The sequence below is a fragment of the Vibrio rubrogenes genome (assembly GCF_059641415.1).
In genome coordinates this window covers 1-1689 of the sequence record NZ_JCARSY010000089.1, presented here as the reverse complement: position 1 = coordinate 1689, position 1689 = coordinate 1, and the positions used below count along the sequence as shown (strand labels likewise).

The 1689-nt window shown below is 51.7% G+C and carries 1 protein-coding gene; it reads right to left on the bottom strand.

Annotated elements, in window-relative coordinates; all coding sequences use genetic code 11:
- On the bottom strand, window positions 1-1689 hold a 1689-nt coding region (locus tag AC55NX_RS20635), incomplete at both ends, for a condensation domain-containing protein (protein WP_496997438.1).

Here is a 1689-nt window from a genome sequence, read left to right as displayed (position 1 = left end):
TCCCTCAATCAGGGTATGCAGGCATGACTCATCGGGGAATGGCGTTGCCGTCTGGTTAAACTGATTGAGCACCAAGTCCCGTTCAGCGTCCGTGAGGATATTCAGGGAGCCGACAGCTTGCGTCGGTGCCGACACCATCTGCTGTAACAGGGCGTGCCAGTAGCCGAGATAGCGTTGAACCGTCTCCGCATCAAATAATGCTGTGGCGTAATGCAGTGTTGCCTCAAGCTGATCATCTGACGGATACACAAAGAGGTTTAAATCAAACTGTACGGTTGAGACTTCGGCTTCAACCGATGAGATCGACAGTCCCGGTAATTGCAAACTCCCGTCAGGGACATTCTGTAAAGCGAACATCACTTGGAAAATCGGAGAATGGGATAAGCTGCGTTTCGGTGCAACAGACTCCACCACCTGCTCGAACGGAATGTCCTGATGCGCCTGTGCTGCCAGTGCGGTGGTCTTCACCTGCGCCAGCAAATCAATCGTATTCGGGGTGGCAGACAGGTCAACTCGCATCGCCTGCGTATTGACGAACATACCGATCAGTTGCTCCAGCTCAGTCTGAGTTCGGCCAGCAATCGGCGAGCCGATCACCACGTCATCCTGACTGGCGAGACGTCCCATTAAGGCCGCCCAACCGGCTAATAACGTCATGTAAAGGGTACAACCATGAGCCCGGCTTAATGCTTGCAGTGCTGCGGTCAGTTCTTTATCCAGAACGAATTTTATTTCGGCACCATCAAAGGACTGCTTGGCCGGACGAGCATAATCAGAAGGCAATGTCAGACATTCAGGGATCCCGCGTAACTGCTCAACCCAATATTCGCGCTGCTGTTGTAGTAGCTCATCCTGTATGTGTTGCTGTTGCCATGCCGCAAAATCGCCATACTGAATCGTCAACGGTGACAATGGATTGGGCGCATTCCCCACCAAAGCACTGTAAATCTGGCTGACTTCTCGCATCAACAGATTGATCGACCAACCATCGGTAATCATGTGATGCATCGCCAGACGCAAAATATGTGTTTCTGTATCGATAGCAATCAGTTGCCCCTGGAATAGCGGCCCGGTGGAGAGATCCATCTCCGCAGCAAATGATGCGATCGCTTGGACGTCATGCGCATCGATCTGAGTGAGCATCATACGTTGCCCTTCCGGCAGAACTTTCTGTACTGGCTCACCATCGCGGACATCAATACAAGTACGTAAGATGTGATGGCGGGAGATCATATGGTCAAGCGCTTGTTGTAAAGCAACGGTATTCAGTTGACCGCGCAAGGTGAAACGCCCGACCATCACGTAAGCGGTTGTTGCCACATCGTCGATTTGAGATAAAAGCCATAGCCGTCGCTGAGCAAGAGATAAAGGCGGAACGACATCGGTGCCTAACGGTTCAATTATCGTTTTCATTTGCGTTGGCGTGGCTTCGTCAATTGCACCTGCCAATGCAGATAGCATCGGTTGGCTGAACACAGTGGCTAATGCAAGTTCAACCTGAAATTGCTGACGAATGCGAGAAATCAACTGCATCGCAACCAGTGAGTAACCACCGAGTTCGAAGAAATCGTCATGACGACCCACTTGCTCAACACCCAAAAGACCCGACCAAATCTCCGCCAGTTTGGCTTCCACTTCACCCTGCGGCGCTTCATAAGTGCGGCGCGGCAATAACGAAGCATCGACTGC